The sequence below is a fragment of the Acidimicrobiales bacterium genome, from assembly GCA_041394245.1.
GTDB lineage: Bacteria > Actinomycetota > Acidimicrobiia > Acidimicrobiales > Aldehydirespiratoraceae > JAJRXC01.
Genome location: JAWKIR010000002.1, coordinates 2850236 through 2873616, shown reverse-complemented (window position 1 = coordinate 2873616; position 23381 = coordinate 2850236). Strand labels below are relative to the sequence as shown.

At 68.6% G+C, this 23381-nt stretch carries 20 protein-coding genes; 15 read left to right on the top strand and 5 right to left on the bottom strand.

All coding sequences use genetic code 11. The annotated features are described in order from the left end of the window. Window positions 1-2 precede the first annotated feature (2 nt). Window positions 3-1022 carry an alpha/beta hydrolase fold domain-containing protein gene (locus tag R2707_14245; GenBank protein MEZ5246258.1) on the bottom strand — a complete coding sequence of 340 codons (1020 nt, stop codon included), beginning with the start codon at window positions 1020-1022 and terminating at the stop codon, window positions 3-5. Window positions 1023-1099: 77 nt separating this feature from the next. Here R2707_14245 and R2707_14240 point away from each other — a divergent pair, with 77 nt between their 5' ends. Further along, window positions 1100-2683 carry an ABC-F family ATP-binding cassette domain-containing protein gene (locus tag R2707_14240; protein MEZ5246257.1) on the top strand — a complete coding sequence of 528 codons (1584 nt, stop codon included), beginning with the start codon at window positions 1100-1102 and terminating at the stop codon, window positions 2681-2683. Here the strand turns inward: R2707_14240 and R2707_14235 are convergent. The 3 genes from R2707_14235 to R2707_14225 all read right to left on the bottom strand — a co-directional run bounded on the left by R2707_14235 (window position 2680) and on the right by R2707_14225 (window position 7830). After that, window positions 2680-3060, bottom strand: coding sequence for a hypothetical protein (locus R2707_14235; GenBank protein ID MEZ5246256.1), 381 nt, complete (start codon window positions 3058-3060; stop codon window positions 2680-2682). The two genes, R2707_14240 and R2707_14235, sit on opposite strands and share 4 nt — an antisense overlap. Continuing rightward, entirely contained in the window at window positions 3060-5087 is a 2028-nt protein-coding gene (locus R2707_14230; GenBank protein ID MEZ5246255.1) for a hypothetical protein, read from the bottom strand. The genes R2707_14235 and R2707_14230 overlap by 1 nt, the downstream gene beginning before the upstream one ends. 67 nt (window positions 5088-5154) lie before the next feature. Then, a complete protein-coding gene (locus R2707_14225; protein MEZ5246254.1) occupies window positions 5155-7830 on the bottom strand; it encodes an adenylate/guanylate cyclase domain-containing protein in 2676 nt (891 codons plus the stop codon). Between the two features lie 130 nt (window positions 7831-7960). Between R2707_14225 and R2707_14220 the strand changes: the two genes are divergently transcribed. From R2707_14220 to R2707_14160, 13 genes are all read left to right on the top strand, one after another. Then, window positions 7961-8542 (top strand): heme NO-binding domain-containing protein, encoded by a 582-nt coding sequence (locus R2707_14220; GenBank protein MEZ5246253.1) that lies wholly within the window; start codon window positions 7961-7963, stop codon window positions 8540-8542. Beyond that, complete coding sequence (locus tag R2707_14215; GenBank protein MEZ5246252.1) at window positions 8535-9836, top strand: ATP-binding protein; 1302 nt, start codon at window positions 8535-8537, stop codon at window positions 9834-9836. Before R2707_14220 ends, R2707_14215 begins: the two co-directional genes overlap by 8 nt. Next, window positions 9833-11059: an HDOD domain-containing protein gene (locus tag R2707_14210; GenBank protein MEZ5246251.1), complete on the top strand. Its 1227-nt coding sequence runs from the start codon at window positions 9833-9835 to the stop codon at window positions 11057-11059. The genes R2707_14215 and R2707_14210 overlap by 4 nt, the downstream gene beginning before the upstream one ends. Then, window positions 11056-12198, top strand: coding sequence for a response regulator (locus tag R2707_14205; GenBank protein ID MEZ5246250.1), 1143 nt, complete (start codon window positions 11056-11058; stop codon window positions 12196-12198). Before R2707_14210 ends, R2707_14205 begins: the two co-directional genes overlap by 4 nt. Further along, on the top strand, window positions 12195-13307 hold the full coding sequence (locus tag R2707_14200; protein MEZ5246249.1) for an EAL domain-containing protein: 1113 nt from the start codon (window positions 12195-12197) through the stop codon (window positions 13305-13307). The genes R2707_14205 and R2707_14200 overlap by 4 nt, the downstream gene beginning before the upstream one ends. A gap of 22 nt (window positions 13308-13329) precedes the next feature. Further along, entirely contained in the window at window positions 13330-15342 is a 2013-nt protein-coding gene (locus R2707_14195; GenBank protein ID MEZ5246248.1) for an ATP-dependent helicase, read from the top strand. 115 nt (window positions 15343-15457) lie between these two features. Then, window positions 15458-15817 (top strand): YciI family protein, encoded by a 360-nt coding sequence (locus tag R2707_14190; protein MEZ5246247.1) that lies wholly within the window; start codon window positions 15458-15460, stop codon window positions 15815-15817. A gap of 60 nt (window positions 15818-15877) precedes the next feature. Then, window positions 15878-17071: a DUF6596 domain-containing protein gene (locus R2707_14185; protein MEZ5246246.1), complete on the top strand. Its 1194-nt coding sequence runs from the start codon at window positions 15878-15880 to the stop codon at window positions 17069-17071. 27 nt (window positions 17072-17098) lie between these two features. Further along, on the top strand, window positions 17099-18064 hold the full coding sequence (locus tag R2707_14180) for an alpha/beta hydrolase (GenBank protein ID MEZ5246245.1): 966 nt from the start codon (window positions 17099-17101) through the stop codon (window positions 18062-18064). A gap of 27 nt (window positions 18065-18091) precedes the next feature. Continuing rightward, window positions 18092-18721, top strand: a complete 630-nt coding sequence (locus R2707_14175) for a DUF480 domain-containing protein (GenBank protein MEZ5246244.1) — start codon at window positions 18092-18094, stop codon at window positions 18719-18721. A 54-nt stretch (window positions 18722-18775) separates the two neighbouring features. Then, window positions 18776-19849, top strand: a complete 1074-nt coding sequence (locus R2707_14170; GenBank protein ID MEZ5246243.1) for a DUF2855 family protein — start codon at window positions 18776-18778, stop codon at window positions 19847-19849. Next, window positions 19846-20598, top strand: coding sequence for an SDR family oxidoreductase (locus R2707_14165; protein MEZ5246242.1), 753 nt, complete (start codon window positions 19846-19848; stop codon window positions 20596-20598). The genes R2707_14170 and R2707_14165 overlap by 4 nt, the downstream gene beginning before the upstream one ends. Window positions 20599-20661: 63 nt before the next feature. Then, window positions 20662-21129 (top strand): VOC family protein, encoded by a 468-nt coding sequence (locus R2707_14160; protein MEZ5246241.1) that lies wholly within the window; start codon window positions 20662-20664, stop codon window positions 21127-21129. A gap of 4 nt (window positions 21130-21133) precedes the next feature. Here the strand turns inward: R2707_14160 and R2707_14155 are convergent, their stop codons facing one another. Further along, the gene (locus R2707_14155; protein ID MEZ5246240.1) at window positions 21134-22393 is read right to left on the bottom strand and encodes an aspartate aminotransferase family protein; all 1260 of its coding nucleotides are present in this window, start codon (window positions 22391-22393) and stop codon (window positions 21134-21136) included. Window positions 22394-22429: 36 nt separating this feature from the next. Between R2707_14155 and R2707_14150 the strand changes: the two genes are divergently transcribed. Beyond that, on the top strand, window positions 22430-23368 hold the full coding sequence (locus R2707_14150) for a haloalkane dehalogenase (protein ID MEZ5246239.1): 939 nt from the start codon (window positions 22430-22432) through the stop codon (window positions 23366-23368). The last annotated feature ends 13 nt before the right edge of the window (window positions 23369-23381 follow it).

Here is a 23381-nt window from a genome sequence, read left to right as displayed (position 1 = left end):
GGTCAGTCCGTGGCGAAGGCGGCGAGATCGCGGGCGGTGTCGCGCGAGATCTCCGTGCAGATCAGGGGGAAGATCTCGATGCCGTGCATCGTGCCCATCACCTGGCGGCATCGGGCGTCCACGCCGGCCTCGAGGAGGAGTCGATAGAACTCGATCCCCTCGTCGCGCAAGGGATCACATTCGTTCACGCTGATCATCGTCTTCGGAAACCCGGCGACATCGTCGACGGTGGCGAACGCCGGCCACGCCATCGGGTCCTTCGCCTCGAAGGCCTCGATGCCGTAGCCCATCCGCGGCCGGTTGTCGTGCAGGCTCAACAAGATCCCGTGGTTCTCGGTCGACGACGGATACTGCGGGAGCGGCCACTCCCCGGCGATGTAGGGACACAGGGCGTAGAGCCCCCGGATCAGGCCGAGTTCACCGCTCGCCTTGAGCCGCATCGTGGTCGCGATCGCGAGGTTCCCACCGCCGCTCTCGCCGGCGAGGGTGACCCGGCCGGCATCGATGGAGAGGAGTTCGGCATTGTCGATGACCCAGTGCAGGCCGGCCACGCAGTCGTTCAGACCGGCCGGATACTTCGCGACCTCGGGCGCCGATGACGGCACGACCGAGTTGCGGAAGTCCACCATCGCCACCGCCACACCGTTGGCGGCGATGATCTTTCCCCACGCCCGATAGTTCCCGTCGAAGGCGGACAACGTGGCCATCGCCCCGCCATGGATGTAGTAGACGCACGGCACGGTCTCGTCGTTGTCGGGCCGGATCAGGTTGATCTTGACCGTGTTGCCGTCGGGCGACGACGTGAAGGAGTACTCCGACATCCGGAGCCCGGCCGACGGGGCGACCTCCTCGGTGTCGTGGATCTCCATGAAGGCGGTGACCGTCTGCGCCATGTCGTTGGCCGCAGCCTCCTCGACGAGTTCCTCCCAGCTCGACACATCGCGGGGTTCCGCTTCCGGCATGGCCGCCAGCATCGCCTTGATCCGGGGGTCGAGACGGCGGTCGTTCGCGATGTCGGGCATCCGGCGAACTTACCGATGTCGACGGGTCCGCGGAAACCGGCCTGGGGTCGGCGCGGTGCCCGCTAGCGTCGACGGCCGTGGGTTCCATCCAGGTCAGCCATCTCGGATGGTCGCTTCCCGACGGGCAGATGCTGCTCGACGACGTGTCGTTTCGCGTGGGCGAGGGCGAGCACGTCGCCTTGGTCGGCGCCAATGGCGCCGGCAAGACCACGGTGATGCGACTCGTCGCCGGGACGGAAACGCCGACCGACGGCACCATCTCCGTCCAGGGTTCGCTCGGCGTGATGACCCAGCTGGTCGGTGCCCTCGACAGCTCGACGACCGTGCGCGATCTCTATCTGTCGCTGTCCTCCCCCGAGCTCCGGGAGGTCGGCGCTCGCCTCGATCGGGCCCACGGCCAGATGATGGATGGCACCGACGACGGCATGAAGTACGCGAAGGCGCTCGATCTCTGGGGCGGCATCGGCGGCTACGACGCCGAGGTCCTCTGGGAGGAGTGTGCCCATCGCGTCACCGACCTCCCGTGGTCCGACATCGCCGATCGGTCGATGGCGACCTTCTCCGGAGGTGAGCAGAAGCGCATGGCGTTGGAACTGTTGCTGCGCTCCGAACACGACGTCCTCCTGCTCGACGAGCCCGACAACTTCCTCGACGTGCCGGGCAAGGAGTGGTTGGCCGAACGGATCCGAGCGACCCCGAAGGCGGTGCTCTTCGTCAGCCACGACCGCGAGCTGCTCGCCGAGGCGTCGCAGAAGGTCGTGACGATCGAGGCGAACGGCGCGTGGACCCACGGTGAATCGTTCTCGACCTGGAGCGAGGCGCGCGAGCATCGCCTGTCGCTCATCAGCGACGAGCAGCGCCGGTGGGCCGAGGAGCGCAAGCGTCTCGTGAACCACATGAAGGAGCAGAAGCGCCGCGCCGCGATGAGCGACGCCAACGCGAGTCGGGCCCGCGCCGCCGAGACCAGGCTTCGTCACTTCGACGAGCAGGGTGCACCCCGCGAGCTCGCCCGCGAGCAGAAGATCGACATGCGACTCGAGGGGGGCCGCACCGGCAAGCGCGTCGTGATGTGCGAACAGCTCGAACTCAGCGACCTCACGTATCCGTTCGATCTGGAGATCTGGTTCGGTGAACGGGTCGCCGTGGTCGGCCGCAACGGCACCGGCAAGTCGCATTTCCTGCGCCTCCTCGCAGGCGGCGACGTCGACCACGAGGGCGAGTGGAAACTGGGCGCCCGAGTCGTGGCGGGCCTGTTCAACCAGACCCACGATCATCCCGAACTCCGCGGACGCCCCCTGATCGACATCCTCGCGGCCCGCGACCTCAATCGGGGGCCGGCCATGGCGCGGCTCCGGCGCTACGAGCTGAACCTGGCCGCCGATCAGGCATGGGAGACCCTCTCGGGAGGTCAACAGGCGCGTTTCCAGATCCTGCTGCTCGAGATCGACGGCGCCAACCTGCTCCTGCTCGACGAACCGACCGACAATCTCGACGTCGCGTCGGCCGAGGCCCTCGAGGCCGGACTCGCAGTGTTCGAGGGGACGGTGGTGTGCGTCACCCACGACCGTTGGTTCCTGCGTTCGTTCGATCGTTTCGTCGCCTTCACCGACGACGCCGACGTGCGAGAGGTCGACGATCCCGCTGTTGCCTGGTCGAGCTAGTAGTCGAGCTCCTCGAAGCCGACGTCGTCGGGCAGCTCTGCCGCGGGATGGCGACGGCGGAAACACCAGATCAACGGGCCGTGGTCGGGGACGAACCTCTCGGCAGCCATGACGGTTCGATGGATGCGCAGTCCGACCTCGCCGATGGCATCGAAGGCGAATGCGAACTCGGAGATCTCGTAGCGGTCGAGATCGGTCGGCTCCACCTCGAAGAACAGATGGAGATCGACGGTCTCGGTCTCGAACTCCGTCGTGAAGGCGATACCCCAGAGGTTGTCGTCGAACGCGCCCAAGGCCGCCTCGCACACCGCCAGGAACATGCGCGTCGTGAACTGGTGCGCCTCCGACCGACGGTCCTCCCCCAGATGGTCGTCCATCACTCCGTCCTCCCCGGACGCACCGGCACCACACTCGGCTTCGCGCTTCCCTTGACGGTGAACGTCGTGGTCTCGATGCCCGGCACGACTCCGCCGTTGCGGTTGACATGGATCCCGATGACCTCGTCGTAGCGCACCAGGAGATCCTGACCGCGAGTGATCCCGAAGACCTCCGCCGACCCATCGTGGACGGCGTCGAGCACCCGCTGGGCATCGGCCGGATCGACGAAGTAGCCCCCCGACCGGTGCAGCGGTGAATCCTTGATGTGGCGGAGCTGGCGCTGTCGGCTGATCCGGTCGGACAGCGCGGCGAGTTGCTCCTCGACCGAATCGAAGGTGACCGGCGTACGGCTCGCCCACTCGCCGGCACTGAGGCCGAGGTCGATCGCCCCGGCGACATTGCCGACGTCGTTGGCCATGCCGTGGACGGCCGCCTCATACTGCTCGTCGATGAGCAGGTCGACGCCTCCGGCGGCCACGACGTCGGCGGCACCCGATGTCGCGCCGGCGACGGCGGCGACCCGAGCGACCCCCGTCGACGCCGTCCCGTAGGCCGCTGCGCCCGTGACGACACCATGCACGCCGGCGCCGATGAAGCCACCCCTGACCGAGTTCATGAGGGCGTCGTCGAGTATCGGTGCGCCGGTGGCGAGGTTGATGGCGACCGTCGTCGCTCCACCGGCGAGCGCGCCGGCGCCGACCACGAGGATCATCGAGGCGGCACCACCGGTCGCGACGACGACCAGCCCTGCGGCGAGCAGCGCCGCCCCCATCGCCAGCTCGTCCTTGTGCTCGTCCCACCAGGTCTGGTCGAACCATCCGGACTCGAGTGCCACCGTCGCCGCGGCCAGGACCGACTCGGGGAGGTCGGGGTTGTCGGCGATGAACGCGCGGAAGTCGTTCTCGGAACGGAACCCGTCGACGATGCCCGACGGATCGTTCGCGACGTCGATCCGGTCGGCGTAGTCGCCGAGGATCGTGTGGAGCTGGGCCTTCAGCAGGAAGGCGTGCAGGTCGACGTCGGCGATCAGGCCGTCGCCGGGCTCCATCGACCCGAAGGCGGTGCCGGAGAAGAGGTCGGCGTTGTGGTTGGCGGTGTCGAGCCGATTGCGCAGGAGCGGCTGGTCGAGCAGCGCCTGGGCGGCGAGTACCTGGCTCGGAGTGAACCGCCACGGATGGGCGACGACGAACTCGAGGTCCTTGGCCGACACCCGCTGGTCGCGGGAGCCTCCGGTGGCGTTGTCGAACACCGCGAAGTGCTCCTCCAGACCGGTGAGCGCGACATACTCGGCCAGGGTCACCCCGAGCGCGCGGGCCGTGAGCATCTGTCCGAGTGCGGCGTGCAGGTCGATCCCGACGGCAGCGGCATGGTCGAGTGCGGTGGCGAGGTCGAGCCCGAAGTTCTCGACGATCGCGAGCGCGGCCACTGCGTCGTCGGTGGCGTAGCCCCGGTCGAGGAGATCGATCAGTGCCGCGTCGACCCGTTCGACCATGGCGAGGGCGGCGGCCTCGTCGATCGAAAACGCCTCCATGAGCGCACCGACCCGATACTCGAGGCGCAGCTCGGCATCGACGATCCGGAATGCCGCGGCGGCATCGTGCCCTGCCGCCATCGCCCGTTCGACCCGCCGGGCGTGGTCGACATCGCCGCCGACCAGACCGAGCAGCAGGCGTCGGCGCTCGCGGGTTCCCCAGGCCGAGTCGCCCCGCGACAATTCGTCGATCCGGTCGAGCGAGTGTGTGGTCCGCTCGACCAGATCGACACGGAACCTCAGATCCGCAGCGAGTCCGGCGCATGCCTGACGCGCGGCCGTGAGCGGCACCAGTGCGCCCGTGTGGTCGGCTCGGAGGATGGCGGTGGCTTCGTCGAGCATCGACCGCAGCGCAAGGTGATCGACGGCCAGCGCCTCGGCGGCGTTCGTCAGCGCCCCGACCAGTTCGCGGGCGGCCGGCACGTCGAGAACGAGCGTGTCGGACGATCCGGTCGTCGAGAGATCAGCGGGTCGCGGCGTGAGTTGTGGAGACATTGAATGCATTTCATGCGTTTTCGATGTTCTCTGTCAAGGGTCCTCTCGCGTCCCCCTTCCGGCGCGCTCAGCGAACGAGCCGAATCCGGTCGAGCTCGGCCCGGAGATGCTCGGACGCGTCGAGCTCCGTCAGCGGCCGCCGACGGTCGCGATGGATGGCTCGCAGGTCCTCGCCGTGGCCGAGCCGATCGGCCAGTCCCTCCGCCAGCGCGATGGTGAAGGGGGTCTTCGGCGACGCGGCCTGTTGGAGCAGGACCCAGGCATGTGCCTCCTCGCCGCGCTTGATCGCCAGTGCGGCCAACCCGACCAGCGCGTCGTTGGCCATGCGGCTGAGCCGACCTCGTAGCGCCGCGTAGCCGAAGTCGATCACCAGCTCGGCGGCCTCGGGGGTCCGTCCGAGGTCGACGAGCGCAAGCGCCCGCACGGTCGGCGACGAATCCCACACCGACGACGCCCATTCTCCCGACTCGACGATGTCGAGCGCCCGGGCCGGATCGCCGATGAGGATGTGGGCCGATGCCAGCGCGAGCCCGGCCATCACCCGATGGTTGGTGTGACGCCCCGTGGCCTCCAACAGTGCAGAAGCCCTGGCGAACTCGGGCAACGACACGTCGGCGCGGTTCTCGTAGAGCGCCAGGCACCCGCTGGCCCATATACCGGGCGTGAGATGCTCCCCGGCCAAACGGTGCTCGGTCACCACCTGCTCGGCTCGCTCGGCGAGCGCTCGGGCCCGATCCCGGTCCTGACGACCGCACAGGAACGCTATCAGCCCCGCCGCCTGTGCCAACACCTCGGGCACCGTGCCCTCGGCCGCGATCAGTTCCTCGAGTTGCCGGTGGACCACGGCGAAGTCGTCGAGCTGCATGGAGAGCACGACGCTGATGTATCGCATCCAGTCACGGCACTCCCCGGCCTCGAGGTCCTCGGCGATCTGCTCGACCCAGCGACGTCCCTCGATCGCCGGCACCTGCGCCTCCCAGAGGCCCTGACAACCGAACGCGAGGTGGGCGGCGACCTCGCTCCCGGTGGCGCCCGTCTCCGGATCGGTGCCACGCACCAGCGCCCACTCGAGGGCACTCGCGAGATTGGGCCAGTCGGCCCTGAGCCCGCGCGCCCGGTTCAGGTCGGCCGCCTCGACGAAATCCTGCGTGACCGCTCGGGAACGGAACCAGCGCAGGTGGGCTTCGCGGGCCGCGAGCACATCGTCGGACCGTGCGAGCAGGTCACCGGCATAGATGCGGATGGTCTCGAGCATCCGGTACCGCGTGGTCGGATTGCCGGGCGAGTCGTCGATCGCCAGGAGCGACTTGGCGACGAGAGAGCCGAGCAAGTCGATGGCGTCATAGTCGTCGAAGCCCGAAACGGCGACCGCGGCGGGAAGGTCGAAGGACCCGACGAAGACCCCGCAACGCCGGAAGAACTGCTGCTCGTCCTCGTCGAGCAGGTCGTAGGACCAGTCGAGCGTCGCCTGGAGTGTCCGCCGCTTGTGCCGACCGCGCCCGCCGGACAGGAGACGGAATCGGTCGGACATACGATCGAGCAGCTGGGCGGGCGTCAGCACCGACACTCGGGCGGCGGCGAGTTCGATGGCGAGTGGCATGCCGTCGAGCTGTCGACAGATCTCGCCCACGGTCGCCCGCACAGGATCGTCGGGCTCATCACCGCAGGTGAAGGTCGGGCTCGCCGCCCTTGCCCGCTCGACGAAGAGTTGCACGGCCGGAGCGTCGCCCTCGATGCTCAGCGAACCGACGGCGACCACATCCTCTCCCGCCACGTCGAGACGCTCCCGGGTGGTCGCGAGCACCGCGGTCGCGCTGTTGCGGGCCAGGAGGCGCTCGGCGAACACTGCGCAGTCGTCGACGATGTGCTCGCAATTGTCGAGAACGAGGAGGGCATCGCGTCGCTCCAGGTGCGCGATCACCTGATCGAGCGCTCCTTCGTCCGAGCCGCCGAACTCGAGGCGCACCGCGATCGCGAGGGCGGCCGGCAGCTCGGACCCGTCCGACACGCTCGACAGGTCGACGAAGTAGCAGCCGTCGGATCGGCTCGGCAGTTCCTGGTAGGCGACCTCCACGGCCAGCCGGGTCTTCCCACAGCCACCGGATCCGGTGAGCGTCACCATCGCCGAGGTCTCGAGCAGCTGGCGGATCCGCCCGACTTCGCGTTGTCGTCCGATCAGCGGTGACCCGGGGAGCGGGAGGGTCGACAGCGACGGGTCGATGACCTGGAGCGGCCGGAACGACTCGACGCCGACTTGGAAGATGTCGACGGGCTCGGGGACGTCACGCAAACGGTGCTGGCCGAGCGCCAGCATCTCGACGTCGACCAGGTCGGCGACGGCGGCCGACAGCAGGATCTGCCCGCCGGCGGCGAGTGCCTCCAACCGCGCCGCCGTGTTGGGCACCGGCCCGAAGTAGTCGCCGGCCCGCTGGGTCGAGCGGCCGCGATGCAGACCCATCCGCACCCGCAGTGCCGGGTCGCCGTGCCAGTCACACGACGCCAGCGCCGCCTGCGCAGCCACCGCTGCGGCGACCGCCGCCTCGGGATCACCGAAAGCGCCGCGGAAGTGGTCACCGGCCCAACCGAAGACGTAGCCGCCGCAGCGCTCGATCGCGTCGCGGATGATCTCGTCGTGGCGTTCGAAGCTCCGCGCGGTGGCCTCGGCGTCGGCCGCCCACAGCCGCGTCGACCCCTCGACATCGGTGAACAGGAACGTCACGATCCCCGCCGGAATCTCGGGCACGAGCGACCTACCCCTCGCCCGACGACGGGGCGGATCGGAGCGCAGCGATCGACAGCATCGACCCAGTCTCTCATGTGGCGCAGGGGGCAACCGACGCTGCGGCCGACATCGATCGGCAGAGGAGTCCTCCGTGAAGGGCGTCATTTTCAACGTGTTCGAGAACTTCGTCGTGGAGACCTTCGGCGAGGACGTGCTCGAGGACATCGTGGCCGACACGACGATCGAGACCACCGAGCCCTTCGTCGGACCGGGGACCTATCCGGCCGGCGACCTGGTGGCGCTCGTCGTCACCGCGGCGGCCAAGCTCGGAGTGACCGTCGACGAGGCCCTCCAGGCCTGCGGCCGCCACGCCTTCCCGACCCTGGCGGGCGCCGTTCCCTCCCTCATGGCGCACTTCGACGACCTGGAGGCGTTCCTGCTGGGTCTGGAATCGGTGGTCCACACCGAGGTCCGCAAGCTTGATCAGGACGCGTCCCCGGCCCGATTCGCCGTCGAGCGGATCGGCGACGGTGAGCTCCTCATGCACTACGCGTCGCCGTTCGGGCTGTTCGGGTTGGTCCACGGTCTGCTGGACGGCGCCGGCGACTGGTTCGAGACCGAGTTCACCCACGAGATGGTGAGCTCGGAGGGAACCAACGCGACCTTCCGGATCGTCCTGGCCGACGGACGGACGACGCAGACTCCGGCGGATGGCATTCCCGTCGATGCCTGACACCCACGAACGGCTGGAGGGACGACTCGAGCGAGCCCGCGAGAAGATCTCGATCCTCGAGCGGATGATCGAGGACAACACCCGGTCGCTGTATCTCGCGAAGGAGGAGATCAGCGCGAAGAGCCGCTTCCTCGAGAGCATCCTGCGGAGTATGGACTCGGCGGTCATCGTGACCGATGCCGACGCGCGGATCGTGTCGGCCCAGGGCACGACGGCCGGGCTCACGGGCACCGACGTCTCGGAACTGCTCGGCGAGTCGCTCTGGACCCTCATCAGCCGGACGGGCGAGGTGGTCTCCGATGACGACCTCGTCTGGTCCGGCGAGGCATCCCTGGCGACGGCCGACGGCAGCCTTCCGGTCCTCGTCGCGACGTCGGCCCTCGTCGACGACGAAGGGCAGACCACCGGCGCCGTCTGCGTCGCGACCGACATCAGCGAGCGGCGACAGCTCGAACTCGAACTCCGCCATTCCCAGAAGCTCGAGTCGGTCGGTCAGCTCGCCGCCGGCGTCGCCCACGAGATCAACACGCCGATCCAGTACATCGGTGACAGTGTCCACTTCCTGGGCGATGTCATCGACGACCTCCTGCGAGTCGCCGAGGCCCACGGTGCGCTCCGCACGATGATCAGCGCCGACGCCGCGACCAACAGTGCGATCAACAGTGCGATCGCAGCTGTCGACGAGGCCGAAGAGGAGGCCGACCTGGAGTTCATCGCCGTCGAGGGGCCCGCAGCCGTACGCCGCACCCTCGAGGGCGTCGAACGGGTGTCGACCATCGTCAAGGCGATGAAGCAGTTCTCCCATCCCGGCAGTGAGCAGCACGCTCCCGAGGATCTCAACGAGATGATCGACACGACGCTCATCGTCGCCCGCAACGAGTACAAGTACATCGCCGACGTCGACTTCGTACCGGCGGAGATCCCGCAGGTCGTGTGCAAGCGGGGTGACCTGTCGCAGGTGCTGCTGAACATCGTGGTGAACGCCGCACATGCCATCGCCGATCGGGTCGAGGGGACCCCGGACCGGGGAACCATCACGATCCGGTGTGTCGAGGAGGGCGGCGGTGTCTGTCTGACGATCGCCGACACTGGTGGCGGGATCCCCGCAGCCATCCGCGACCGGATCTTCGATCCCTTCTTCACGACCAAGGAACCCGGCAGGGGGACCGGCCAGGGACTGGCGATCTCGCGCTCTGTCGTCGTGGACGGCCACAACGGCAAGATCGGTGTGGATGTCGAGGAAGGGGTCGGCACCACCTTCCGCATCTGGTTGCCGTCGGAGCCGCCGACATGACCACGATCGCGACCCACGACACGACCGGTGCCCCGGCCGGCGGCGCCGAGCCTCGCCCGACCGTGCTGTTCGTCGACGACGAACCCGGGGTGCTCGACGGCATTCGCCTCGCCCTGCGCCAGGCCCGCAAGAGCTATCACTTCCTCTGGGCGGGGAGTGTCGAGGAGGCCCTCGAGATCCTCGACGCACACCACGTCGACGTGGTCGTGACGGACATGCGTATGCCCGGAGCCAACGGCGCCGACCTGCTGGTCACGATTCGACGCGAACACCCCCATGTCGTGCGCTTCGTCCTCTCCGGCGAGGCCGAGCCCCAACTCGTCATGAGGTCGATGCTCGAGGCCCACCGCTGGTTGACGAAGCCATGCCCGCGGGAGCAGTTGCTCGCCGCCCTGGCCGACGCGGTCCGGTATCGCTCGCTCCACCTCGACGATCAGGTCGCCGGCGTCATCGCCGGAGCCGACAACGTGCCCAGCCTGCCCGAGCACTACCTGCGGATCCAGACCCTTCTGGCCGACCCCAACGTGTCGTTCGACGCGGTGGCGGCCGCTGCCGAAACCGATCCGGCGATCACCGCGAAGCTGCTCCAGCTCGCGAACTCGGCGTTCGCCGGCGCGACGCCGTCGACGACCGTGCGCGATGCCGTCGGCCGGATCGGCATCGTCGCCGTCGCCCAGCTCGCCCTGACCGTCGAGGTGATGCGCGCCCTCGACACCGACACCGACATCCGGGGATTCCCGCCCGATGCCCTCGCGACCTACGGCTCCTCGGTCGGACACGTCGCCTCGGCGTTGGCCCGTCCCGAGCACGCCACGATCGCCGCCGTCGGCGGTCTGCTCGCGCACGTCGGCATCCTGCTCGAAGCCTCGACCACGCCCGGTCGCCTCCGTGCGGCCTACGACCATGCCGAAGCCGAGGACATCGACCTGCCGACCGCCGAGCGGATGCTGTTCGGGGTTCGCCACACCGACCTGGCCGGACACCTGCTGTCCATCTGGGGCCTTCCGTCGGAACTCGTGCTCGCGGTGGCCGCATCCAGCGACCTTCCCGACCCCGACATCGACACGCCGTTCACCTGCACCACCGCGGTACAAGCCGCCGCCCTGATCGTGCAGCGACGTCTGGGGGACTCACTCGGTCGGCCGCTCGTCACCCGACTCGACGACACCATGACCGCCGCCCTCGACCGCTGGGAGGCGGGGCTCGTCGAGGCAAGACCGTGACCGACAAGCCCACCGTTCTCTTCGTCGACGACGAATCAGAGCTCCTCGAAGGCATGCGTCTCGGCCTGCGCAAGCGCTACAACGTCGCGGTTGCGTCGAGCGGTGCCGAGGGGCTCTCGTATCTCGCCGAGACGCGCGAGGCCGGGGTCGACGCCGTCGTCTCGGACATGCGCATGCCGCAGATGTCCGGCGCGCAGTTCCTGACCGCGGTGCGCGAACGCCACCCGGAGCTGCCCCGGATCCTCCTCACCGGACAAGCCGATCTCGACGCGGCGATCGCTGCGGTCAACGACGCGAGGGTCTTCCGTTTCCTGACCAAGCCGTGCCCTCCGGAACTCCTCACGGAGACCATCGACGAGGCGATCGAACAGTCGCGACTTCGCACCGTCGAACGTGACCTGCTCGACCAGACGCTCAGTGGCGCCGTCGGCATGCTCACCGACGTGCTCGGCTTGGTCAGCGTCGGCGCCTACAGCAAGACGATGCGCATCGTCGACATCGTGACCGGTCTGTGCCGTCAGCTCGAGCGCGACGTGGACTGGGACCTCCTCCTCGCCGCGCGCCTCTCCCAGATCGGCTGTGTCGTGGTCGGCGACGACCACGGTGATCTGCTGCCCGGGTCGGTGGCCCTGCACTCGACGGTGGCCGGCGACTTGCTCACACGGATCCCACGCCTCGAGACCGTCGCCGAGATCGTCTCGCATCAGCAGGACACCCGGCCGGCGATGACCGCCGAGACGCTCGCCGAGTGCGGTGACACGGCGTTGAAGACCGAACTGCTCCGACTCGCGTACCGCTTCGACGACCTGGTGAGCTCCGGCGAGAGCCGCGTCGCCGCGCTGGCGCTCCTGGCCGCCGAGAGCCATCCACCACCCGAGTTCCTGCTCACCGCCCTCGGCAAGGTGAAGCCGTCGTCGAACGCGATGGTCGAGATCGACACGACCGCCGACCAGCTCGCGGCGGGAATGAAGCTCACGGAGGACGTGATGACCACGACCGGATCGAAACTGGCGGCAGAAGGCGTCACCTTGACCACCGTGCTCGTCGGCCGCATCCGCACCTTCGGGGCCGGTCCGGGCATCGTCGAACCGATCCGGGTGCTCGCACCCCTGTCGATGGCACGGGAGCTGGCCCGGTGAGCCCGGTCGTCCTCTTCGTCGACGACGAGGTCGGTGTCACCGACGCCGTGCGGGTCGCACTCCGCAAGATGCCGTTCGAAGTCCGCACGGCCAACTCCGGACGAGACGGACTCGCCGCACTCGCTGCGGGCGACGTGGACGTCGTGGTGTCGGATGAGCGCATGCCGCAGATGACGGGCACGGAGTTCCTGGCCCGCGTCCGCGAGGAACATCCCGACGTTCAGCGGATCATTCTGACCGGTGAGGCATCGCTCGAAGCCACGATCTCGGCGATCAACGACGCGGCGATCCACCGGTTCCTCGTCAAGCCGTGCCCGTCCGACGTGCTCGTCGAAGCCATCAACGACGCCCTGGCCGCAGGGCGCGCCTCTCGCTCGGTCGACGTCGATCCCGGCCTGGAGGAGGCGTTCGAGGAAGCACTCGGCTTTTGTCGCATGGTGTACCAGCCGATCGTTGCGCTTCCCGCGGGTCGCGTCTTCGCCTACGAGGCGCTCATCCGCGTGGATCATCCGGTGATCGCGTCACCCCCCGACCTGATCCATGCCGCCACGCAGCTGGATCGCCGATTCGATCTCGACCGGCTGGTCCGCCACATGGTCGCCACCGACATGCCGTCGGCACCCGACGACGTCGCCGTCTTCGTGAACCTGCTGCCCGAGTCGCTCGAGGACCCGATGCTCATCGAGGGCCGCGACGAACTGGCGCCTCACCGCGACCGCATCGTGCTCGAGATCACCGAACGGGCACCCCTCTCGATGATCTCCGACGTCGAGACGCGGCTCGACGCACTTCGCCGCCTCGGCTACCGGCTGGCGCTGGACGACCTCGGCGCCGGCTACGCCGGACTCACCAGCCTCGCGACCATGCAACCGGACATCGTGAAGTTCGACATGGAACTCGTGCGCGACATCCATGTGCGATCGACCCAGAGCACGCTGGTCCAGTCGATGATCGTCGTGTGTCGCGACCTCGGCTCGATCACGTTGGCGGAAGGTGTCGAGTCGCACCGGGAGATCGACCATCTCGTGAACCTCGGCTGTGAGCTCTTCCAGGGATACGCGCTCTCGAAACCCGAGCCCCCGTTCGTCTCCCTTCCCTCGATCCGCTGAGGTCTCGACTACGATCGAACGCATGTTCGATTCGCTGAACCCACAGCAGCAGGCCGCCGTCGACCACACCGGCTCCCCCTTGCTCATCGTCGCCGGCGCGGGTACCGGCAAGACCAAGACCCTCGCAGCCCGGGTCTGTCGGATCATCGACGACGGCGCCGACCCGAGCCGGATCCTCCTGCTCACGTTCACCCGACGTGCCGCGAGCGAGATGCTTGCCCGGGTGGCGGCGGTGTCGACCGACCGGGCCGCCTCCCGGGTCTGGGGTGGCACCTTCCACTCCACGGCCAACCGACTCCTGCGCAACTTCGGACAGAGCGCCGGGCTGTCACCCGGATTCACCGTGCTCGACCAGTCCGACGCCACCGAGCTGATGGGCATCGTGCGTACCGACGAGGGATTCGGGGAGCGGGGCAAGCGGTTCCCCCGCAAGGAGACCATCGCCGGCGTCTACTCGCGCATGGTCAGCAGCCAGGCGAAGCTCGGCGAGGTGCTCGAGCGCGACTACCCCTGGTGCGCCGATCACGCCGACGACCTGCGGACGATCTTCACCGCCTACACCGCTCGCAAGCGCAGCCATCAGGTGCTCGACTACGACGACCTGCTGCTCTTCTGGCGTGGGCTCACGGTCAGCGGAGTCGGCGACGCGATGCGGGATCTCTTCGACCACGTCCTCATCGACGAGTACCAGGACACCAACCCGATCCAGGCCGACATCGTCCGGGGGATGTGCCGCCCCGACACCGACCTGTGCGCCGTCGGCGACGATGCCCAGGCCATCTACGGGTTCCGGGCGGCGACCGTGGCCAACATGTGGAACTTCGCCGAGCAGTTTCCCGGCGCCACGCGGGTGACCCTCGAACAGAACTATCGATCGACCATGCCGATCCTGGCCGTCGCCAACGCCGTGCTGTCCCAGAGCGACGAGCACTACGCGAAGCAGCTCTGGTCGTCCCGTCCGCACGGCCTCACCCCCAAGCTGAAGACCCATCACGACGAGGGTGCCCAGAGCGCCGCCGTCGCGACCGCCGTGCTCGACGCCCGCGAGCGGGGGATCGATCTCCGCCAACAGGCCGTGCTCTTCCGGGCCGGCCACCACGCCGACGGCCTCGAACTCGAACTCACCCGACGCGACATCCCCTATGTGAAATACGGCGGACTGAAGTACCTCGAGTCGGCCCACGTCAAAGATCTGCTGGCGCTCCTGCGCATCCTCGACAATCCGGCCGACCAGCTGGCCTGGCATCGCGTCCTCGCATCCCTGGAGGGTGTCGGCCCCGCCACGATCCGTCGTCTGTGCGACGAGATCGGCGTCGACCGCGACCACGACGACGCCCTCGCCCGTTTCCTCGACGGTGCGGGGCGCGTGCCGGCGGCCGCCGACGAGCAGGCCATCGCGCTCCGTGCCGCGTTCACCGCGTGCCTGTCCGACATCGCGCCGGCCGAACAGGTCGACCGGCTGAAGGCCTTCTGCGCCCTCGTGTTCCCCAACCGCTACGACGACGCTGCGGCCCGGGTCGCCGACATCGACCAGCTCGCCGCCACGGCGTCGGCCTACACCACCCGCAGCCGCTTCCTGACCGAGCTGACCCTCGACCCTCCGAGCAAGACCAGCGACCAGGCCGGCCCTCCGCACCTCGACGACGACTGGCTCACACTGTCGACCATCCATTCGGCCAAGGGACTCGAGTGGCGAAGTGTCCATCTGCTCCACGCGGCCGACGGCAACATCCCCTCCGAGATGGCACTCGGCGACCAACACGGACTCGCCGAGGAGCTCCGGCTCATGTACGTCGCCCTCACCCGGGCGAAGGACGAGCTCACCGTCAACTTCCCGCTGCGGTTCCACGTCAACCGCCACGCGACCGACGATCGCCACGTCTACGCCCAGCTCAGCCGCTTCATCGACCCGGTGCGCGAACTGTTCGACGAGGAGTCGGCCGCGCCCGAGGTCGACCTGCGCAGCGACATGGAGCTCTCGACCGTCGGTGTTGCCGACGAGGTCGACACGCTGCTCGCCGCGTTGTGGGACTGAGACGGCGGGATCCGGCGGAGAAATCTTCGCGAAGCTGTCGAGAACCCACGATCTCGTTCGTCGTCGTCACGAACAACCAACCGGATCACCCCGGACGACCACTTGGAGCACCCCGATGAAATACGCATGCCTGATCTACTCCGACGAACACGACAAGACCGTCAACCCCGAGCGGACCAGCGAGGCCTACGGCCCGATCATCGCCGGCTACGCCGCCTTCGGTGCCGAAGCCGGTGCCGCCGGGGTGATCCTCGGCGGCGAGGCGTTGGACGACACCGCCACCGCCACCTCGCTGCGCGTTCGCGACGGTGAGGTCACGACGACCGACGGCCCCTTCGCCGAGACCAAGGAACACCTCGGAGGCTTCTACATCCTCGAGTGCGACACGCTCGACGAGGCCATGGCGTGGGCGGCGAAGATCCCCCACGCGGCAACCGGGACCATCGAGATCCGCCCCGTTCTCGACTTCGGCTGACTCCGGACATCACCCCTGGACATCACCCCGGATCCCGTCGGCGCCCGAGTCGCCGAAGTCGTGAAGCAGGAATGGCCGCGCCTGATGGCCATCCTCTACCGCGACCTCGGCGACCTGGGCGCCGCCGAGGACGCCGCGCAGGAGGCGGCGACCCTCGCGCTCACCCGATGGCTCGACGACGGCATCCCCGACAAGCCCGGTGCCTGGATCACGACGGTCGCGCGACGCAAGGCAGTCGACCGGATCCGGCGCGAGCGCACCGGCCGCGACAAGGTCGAGCTGCTGGGGCGACTCGAAGAGCCGTTGGCCGACGCAGCGCCGATGCCCGATGATCAGCTCGGGCTCTTCTTCGGCTGCTGCCATCCCGCCCTCGGTCGTGACGCCCAGGCGGCACTCACACTGCGCAGCCTCGGTGGACTCACGACTGCCGAGATCGCCCGCGGCTTCCTCGTTCCCGAGGCCACGATGGCCCAGCGACTCGTCCGAGCGAAGCGAAAGATCGCGTCCGCCGCCATCCCGTTCCGGGTTCCCGACGACAGCGAGATGCTCAGCCGGATCGATGTCGTCCACCAGGTCCTCTACCTCGTGTTCAACGAGGGCGCGTACCCCAGCACCGGTTCACTGCCCACGCGGGTCGACCTCGCCGAAGAGGCGATCCGACTCGCCGGCCTGCTCGCCGAGCTCATGGTCGACGATGCCGAGACCCTCGGGCTGCACAGCCTGTTCCTCATGATCCACGCCCGTCGAGCAGCCCGCATCGGCGGCGCCGACGGCGAATCGGTTCTTCTGCCGCAGCAGGATCGCAGCCGGTGGTCCACCACCCTGATCGAGCAGGGGCAGCACCAGCTCGACCGGGCGCTGCGACTCGAGCGACCGGGGCCCTATCAGATCGAGGCCGCGGTCCAGGCGCTCCACAACGAGGCGCCGAGCGCGGCGGCAACCGACTGGGCCCAGATCGCCGCGCTCTACCGTCGGCTCGCCGACTGGCGACCGACACCCGTGGTCGCCCTCAACCTCGCGGTGGCCGTCGGCGAGGCGGAGGGACCCGCTGCCGGGCTCGCGCTTCTGCGCGATGAGGCGATCGGCGACCCGCTCGCGAACTATCCCCACTACCACGCCGCCGTCGCCGATTTCCTGCGCCGACTCGACCGCACCACCGAGTCCGCAGCGGCGTATCGAACGGCGCTCGCCCTCACCGGGAACCAAGCCGACCGCCGATTCCTCGAGCATCGCCTCGCCGAGGTTTCGCGCTGAGGTCGACCGGCGACCACAATGCTGGCCATGTCCGCGCTCTACGACCACCGGCTCCGACCGGCCCAGCCCTCCACTCCATCGGCCGACGCGTTCACGATCCATCGCGCGCCGGTCGACGGCGACCTTCGGCTGGCCTTCGTCCGGGAAGGCGTCGGCGGCTACCCGCTGCTGCTGATCCACGGCTATCCCGAGACGAAGCGGGTGTGGTGGCGCAACATCGAACCGCTCGCCGCCGCGGGCTACGAGGTGATCGTCCCCGACCTCCGCGGCTACGGCGACTCCGACCTGTCCAGCGACGACACCTACGACCTCGCCCGCTACAGCCGCGACTGTCACGCGCTGATGAGCGGTCTCGGCCACCAGCGTTTCGGCGTGGTGGCCGGCGACGTGGGCGGCGCGGTCGCCGTCGACCTCCTCCACCGCTTCCCGAACACGGTCGACAAGCTGGTCTACTTCAACACCGTGCCCCCGATCCTGCTCGACGACTTCGTCGAGGCCGGCATCGACCTCACCACGATCAGGTCCATGGGCGACGGCCCCACCACCGACTACCAGGTCGATCAGGGAGAGCGACCCGACGCGTTGATCGCCGAGCTCGACACACCCGACAAGCGCGAACGTTGGGTCCGCGGGTTCTACACCCACCGTCTGCTGGCCTCACCGGGCTCGTTCACCGACGACGATCTGGCCTTCATGACCGAACCGTTCCGCGAGCGCGACCGGCTCCGGTCGGCCTGGGCCCCCTATGAAGCGCGCTACGGCCGGCCCCAGAGTGAGCCACCGCTGATGTCGGACTTCGTCGATGTGGCGACCCTTGTGCTCTACGGCCCCGACGACCAGGTGGTCGGCCCCGACTTCATCCATTGCTGCGAGGTGGCCTTTCGTAACCGGGTCGGCCCGGTCGCGATCCCGGGGGCGGGCCACTTCCTCCAGTGGGAGCGGGCCGACATCGTCAACGGCCTCATCGAGCACTTCTTCGCCGAGCTGCGCTGAGGGCCACTCGCCCGTACGGTGTCGCCCATGGATCTCACCGCTGCCCAGGCTCGCGTCATCGGCTGCCTCGTCGAGAAGGCACAGACCACGCCCGACAGTTACCCGCTGAGCAGCAACGCGTTGACCAACGCGTGCAACCAGAGCACCAACCGCAACCCGGTCGTCGACTACACCGAACGCGAGGTCGACGCACTCATGCTCGAGCTGCGGGAGATGAAGCTCGCCCGCACGGTCAGCGGCAGCGGCCACCGCGTCGGGAAGCACAAGCACATCATCGACGAGACCCTCGGCATCGACGGTCACGAGCTGGCGGTGCTCGCCGCACTCCTGCTGCGGGGACCACAGACGCGCAACGAGATCGCCACCCGCACCGAGCGCTACACCGACGGGCCACAGGGCGACAAGGAGGCCGTCGACGCGGCGATCGACCGGCTCGCGGCCCGGCCCGAGCCGCTGGTGGTCCGGCTGGACCGCCAGGCCGGCGAGCGCGAACCGAGGATCGACCAGTGCTGGGCCGCCACGCACGACGGCGAGCCCCCGGCCTCCCCGGCGCCAGCAGCGCCGGATCTCGAACAACGCGTCGCCGCCCTCGAAACCGCCCTCGCCGAACAGACCCGCCGCCTCGACAACCTCCTCGGAGAAAGTACAGGTGTCTGACCCCCATACTTTCTGGGGTCAGACACCCGTACTTTCTCGGGTTAGCGTCGCCTGATGATCACGACCTTCGAGGTGAACCGCGGGGACCGCGCCGAGACTCGGGCGGTCGAAGAATCGGTCGAGATCCGCGAGGGGCAGGTGCTGGCCCGCATCGACCACTTCGCCCTGACGTCGAACAACATCACCTACTCCGTGATCGGGCACATGATGGGCTACTGGGACTTCTTCCCACCGGCCGACGAGGGCTGGGGGCGGGTCCCTGCGTTCGGCTACGCCGAGATCGTCGAGAGCCGCTGCGACGGCGTCGAGCCCGGCACCCGGGTCTACGGCTACCTCCCGATGGCGTCCCACGTCGTGTTCGAACCCGGTCGTCTCAGCCCGTTCTCCTTCAGCGACATGGCCCCACATCGACAGCCGATGTCGAAGGTCTACAACCGCTACGAGATCACGGCGACCGATCCGTTGCACGACGCTGATCGCGAAGAACAGCGGATGCTGCTCCATCCCCTCTTCATGACGTCGTTCGTGATCGACGACTGGTGCGGCGACCACGATCTGTTCGGAGCCGACACGGTCGTCCTCTCGAGTGCATCGAGCAAGACGGCGATCGGCGTCGCCCACCTCATGTCCCGACGCGAAGGCGTCCATGTGGTCGGTCTGACCTCGCCGGGCAACGTGGCCTTCACCGAATCGCTCGGCTGCTACGACCAGGTCGTCACCTACGACCGGGTCTCGACCCTCGAACGGAGGCCCGCCGTCTATGTCGACATGTCGGCCGCCGGCGATCTCCGGCACGCCGTGCACCGCCATTTCGCCGGCGAGCTGAAGGCCAGCAGCTCGGTCGGGGCAACCGACTGGGAGCACATGGACGGCCGAGGAGACCTGCCCGGTCCGAAGCCGGAGCTGTTCTTCGCCCCTTCCCAGATCGAGAAGCGCAACGCCGAGTGGGGCCGTGAGGAGATGAACCGCCGGGTGCGCGAGGCCTGGACGCGCTACTCGGCGTGGTCCGACGACTGGATGACGGTCGTTCGCCACGAGGGCACCGACGCGCTGGCCGCACTCTGGGCGGAGATGGTGCCCGGCCGGGTCGACCCGACGATCGGCCACGTCGTCCGGATCGCCCCATGACCGGTCGTCGCGTCGCACTCATCGCCGCTGCCGGCTACTACGTCGGCCCGGAGCTGGCCGTCCGTCTTGCGAGCGACGGCCACGATCTCGTTCTCGGCGCACCCGCCGACGGTCTCGTCGAACGCTGCGAGGCCGCCGGCGCCCGGGTTGCCGTGTGCACCGCCGAGGAGCTCGGCCCCGAGCACGACCCCCGGTTCGCGGCCACGCTCGTCGAACGGGCGCTCGGCGAGTTCGGCCGCATCGACGCCGCCACGCTCTTCAGCGGCGCGATCATCGGCGGCTGGTTCCTGAAGTCGGCGTCGACCGAGGATCTCGACCGGCTGACCAAGGGCGTCATCAACGCGCCGTTCGAGTTCCTCCATGCCGTCGTGCCCGTCATGGTCGAGCAGGGCGGCGGTCAGGTGCTCGTGATCACGAGCGCCACGTCGGCTCGCACGACGCCGCGGGCCCCGCTCTATTCGGCCCTGCGGGCCGGCGCCGACCATCTGGTCCGCAACGTCGCCGCCGAGGCCGCGCCCCACGGCGTGCAGGTCAATGCCGTCGGCACCAACTACATGAACTTCCCCGGCTACTGGGCCGCACTCGGCGGCGAGACGCCCGAGAAGCGGGCCAAGCTCGAGGCGCAAGTCCCGATGGGGCGTATGGGCGAGATGGACGAGTTCGCCGAGTTCTGCAAGGTCTTCCTCGACGGCCGGATGGGGTTCGCCACCGGTCAGACCATCCAGTTCGACGGCGGCTGGTCGGTCTGAACACCGGTTGCGGTGTGTCCGTGACGGTGCTGGCATGGTGGTTCACCGAGACAGGAGCACACCATGGTCCACGCCGTACCCGAGGGTCTCAGCGACCGCATCGTCCCGTATCTGATGATCGACGGCGCCGCCGACGCGATCGACTTCTACGTGCGCGCCTACGGGGCCACGGAGGAGGGCCGCCTCGAGATGCCCGACGGCAGCATCGGCCACGCGGCGATCGTGGTCCACGGGGCGACCGTCTACCTCAGCGATGCTCCCGACGACATGGAGCACGAGGCAGCCAACCCGGCGAAGCTCGGCGGCACCTGTGTCCTCCTGCACCAGTACGTGAGCGATGTCGACGCCGTCGTCGCGCGAGCCGCAGAGGCGGGCGGCACCATTCTCAGACAACCGGCGGACCAGTTCTACGGCGATCGAGCAGCCCTCGTGGCCGACCCGTTCGGGCACCTCTGGTCGTTTCACACCCACGTCCGCGACGTCTCCGACGACGAGATGACCGCGGCAATGGAGCAGATGGCAGCGCAGTGAGCGCCTACTCCAGGGTCGCGTAGTTGGTCGAGCGGTCGTCGGTGGTGGTGCCCCGCACCTCGTCGACACCGGCCCGAAGCGCCTCGAGATAGTCGCCGATGACCCCGGTGTTCGAGTTCGACACGGTCGAGTGCAGGGAGTCGGGCGGACCCTGCCGGTCGTGGAACCAGCCGCGGCGCTCGAGCGCGTCGCCCAGCGCGAACACGTCGACGGGATCATCGGCCTCGGGGTCGGACGCGATCGCCACGAGATGGAACTGCCCGTCGCCGAGCACTCTGATGCCGTCGATCGCGGCCACCCCCGCCCGCATCTCGTCGGCGTTCTCGAGCGTCTGGCGGGTCAGCTCGACATAGCCGTCGATCCCGAGGTGCTGCATCACCGCCCAGGCGGCCGCCATGGGCAGACCGCTGCGGGTGCCCTGCAGATTGGGCGACGCGTAGAACCCGCCGAGCCAGTCGTCGAACACGAAGGTCTGGTAGCGGCGCAGCTCCTTGTTGCGATGCAGGATCACCGACACGCCCTTGGGCGCGTAGCCGAGCTTGTGGATGTCGGCCGAGATCGAGGTGACACCCTCGACCCTGAAATCCCACGGGCCGACTTCGCGCCCGAGACGCTCGACGAACGGGAGCACGAACCCGCCCATGCACGCGTCGACGTGGCAGTTGGCACCGGCCGACGCGGCCAGGGCGGCGATCTCCGGAATCGGGTCGATCACGCCCTGCGGATACTGGGGAGCGGATCCGACGATGAGGACGGTGTTGTCGTTCACCATGGCGGCCATCGCGTCGACGTCGGCGGTCCAGTCGTCGAGCACCGGTGTCTTGTGGAGCGTCAACCCGAACAGGTGGGCGCCCTTGTGGAACGCGGCGTGGGCGCTCTCTGCGACGATCATCTCGGGAGCAACGATGCCGCGTTCGGCCTTCGCCCGCTCCCGCGCGGCCTTGACCGCGCACAGGATCGACTCGGTGCCGCCGCTGGTGAGGAAGCCTGCGGCGCCGTCGCCGTGGAGCAGTCCGGCCGTCCAGGAGACGACCTCGGACTGGATCTCACCGAGTGACGGGAACGCCTTCGTGTTGAGCGCGTTCTCGTGGAGGTAGATCATGGCGGCCCGCTCGGCCACCTCGTGGACCGATGGGCCGCCGTCGTAGACCATGCCGAAGGCGCGGCCGTCGGCCCACTTGACGTCGTGGGTGCGCTTCGCCTCGAGGTCGGCGATGACATCGTCGACCGATCGGCCCTGCTGGCTCAGTTCGGATTCGGGCATGGCGTGACCGTACCGCGTGGCCATAGCGTCGATCCGATGACGACCCACACGACCGAAACCGGCATCGAGTTCCTCCGCACTCCCGACGAGCGCTTCGTCGACCTGCCCGATTTCCCGTGGGAACCGAAGTACGTCACCGTCGACGGCCTTCGCATGGCATACCTCGACGAGGGCCCCACCGCTGGCGACCGCGAGACGATCCTCCTGCTCCACGGCGAGCCGACATGGAGCTACCTCTACCGACGGATGATCCCGACATTGGTCGACGCCGGCCACCGGATCATCGCCCCCGACCTCATCGGGTTCGGGCGCAGCGACAAGCCGACCGATCGCGCGGCGTACTCCTACAACGGTCATGTCGGCTGGATGCACGCGTTTCTCGACCAGATCATCGACACGGAGGGGATCGGTTCGTTCGCGGCCTTCCTCCAGGACTGGGGCGGCCTGATCGGCCTTCGGGTGGCAGCCGAACGGCCCTCTCGGTTCAGCCATCTCGTCGTGGCCAACACCGCGCTCCCGCACGGCGAGAACCTCGGGCCGGGTTTCGACTTCTGGCTGGAACTCTCCCAGACCGTCGACCCGTTCGACGCCGGCGCCCTCGTCGACCAGGCGATCGCCACCCGAGACCTCACCGATGCAGAGAAGGACGCCTACCGGGCGCCATTCCCCGACGAGTCGTACATGGCCGGCGCTCGTGAGTTCCCCTGCCTCGTGGCCATCACCCCCGAGCACGGGGGCGTCGCCGAGAACACGGCAGCCCGAGAGGTGCTGGCGGCGTGGGACTCGCCGGTGCTGTCGTTGTGGGGCATGAGCGACTTCGTGCTCGGCCCCCTCCGCGACGACCTGCTCGAGCTCATCCCGGGCACGGCGGGTCAACCCCACCAGGCGTTCGATGCGGCGAGCCACTTCATCCAGGACGACATCGGCGCGCCGCTGGCGGACGCCGTCGTCGACTGGCTCTCCGGCCTGCGCTGAGCGATCCTTTCGC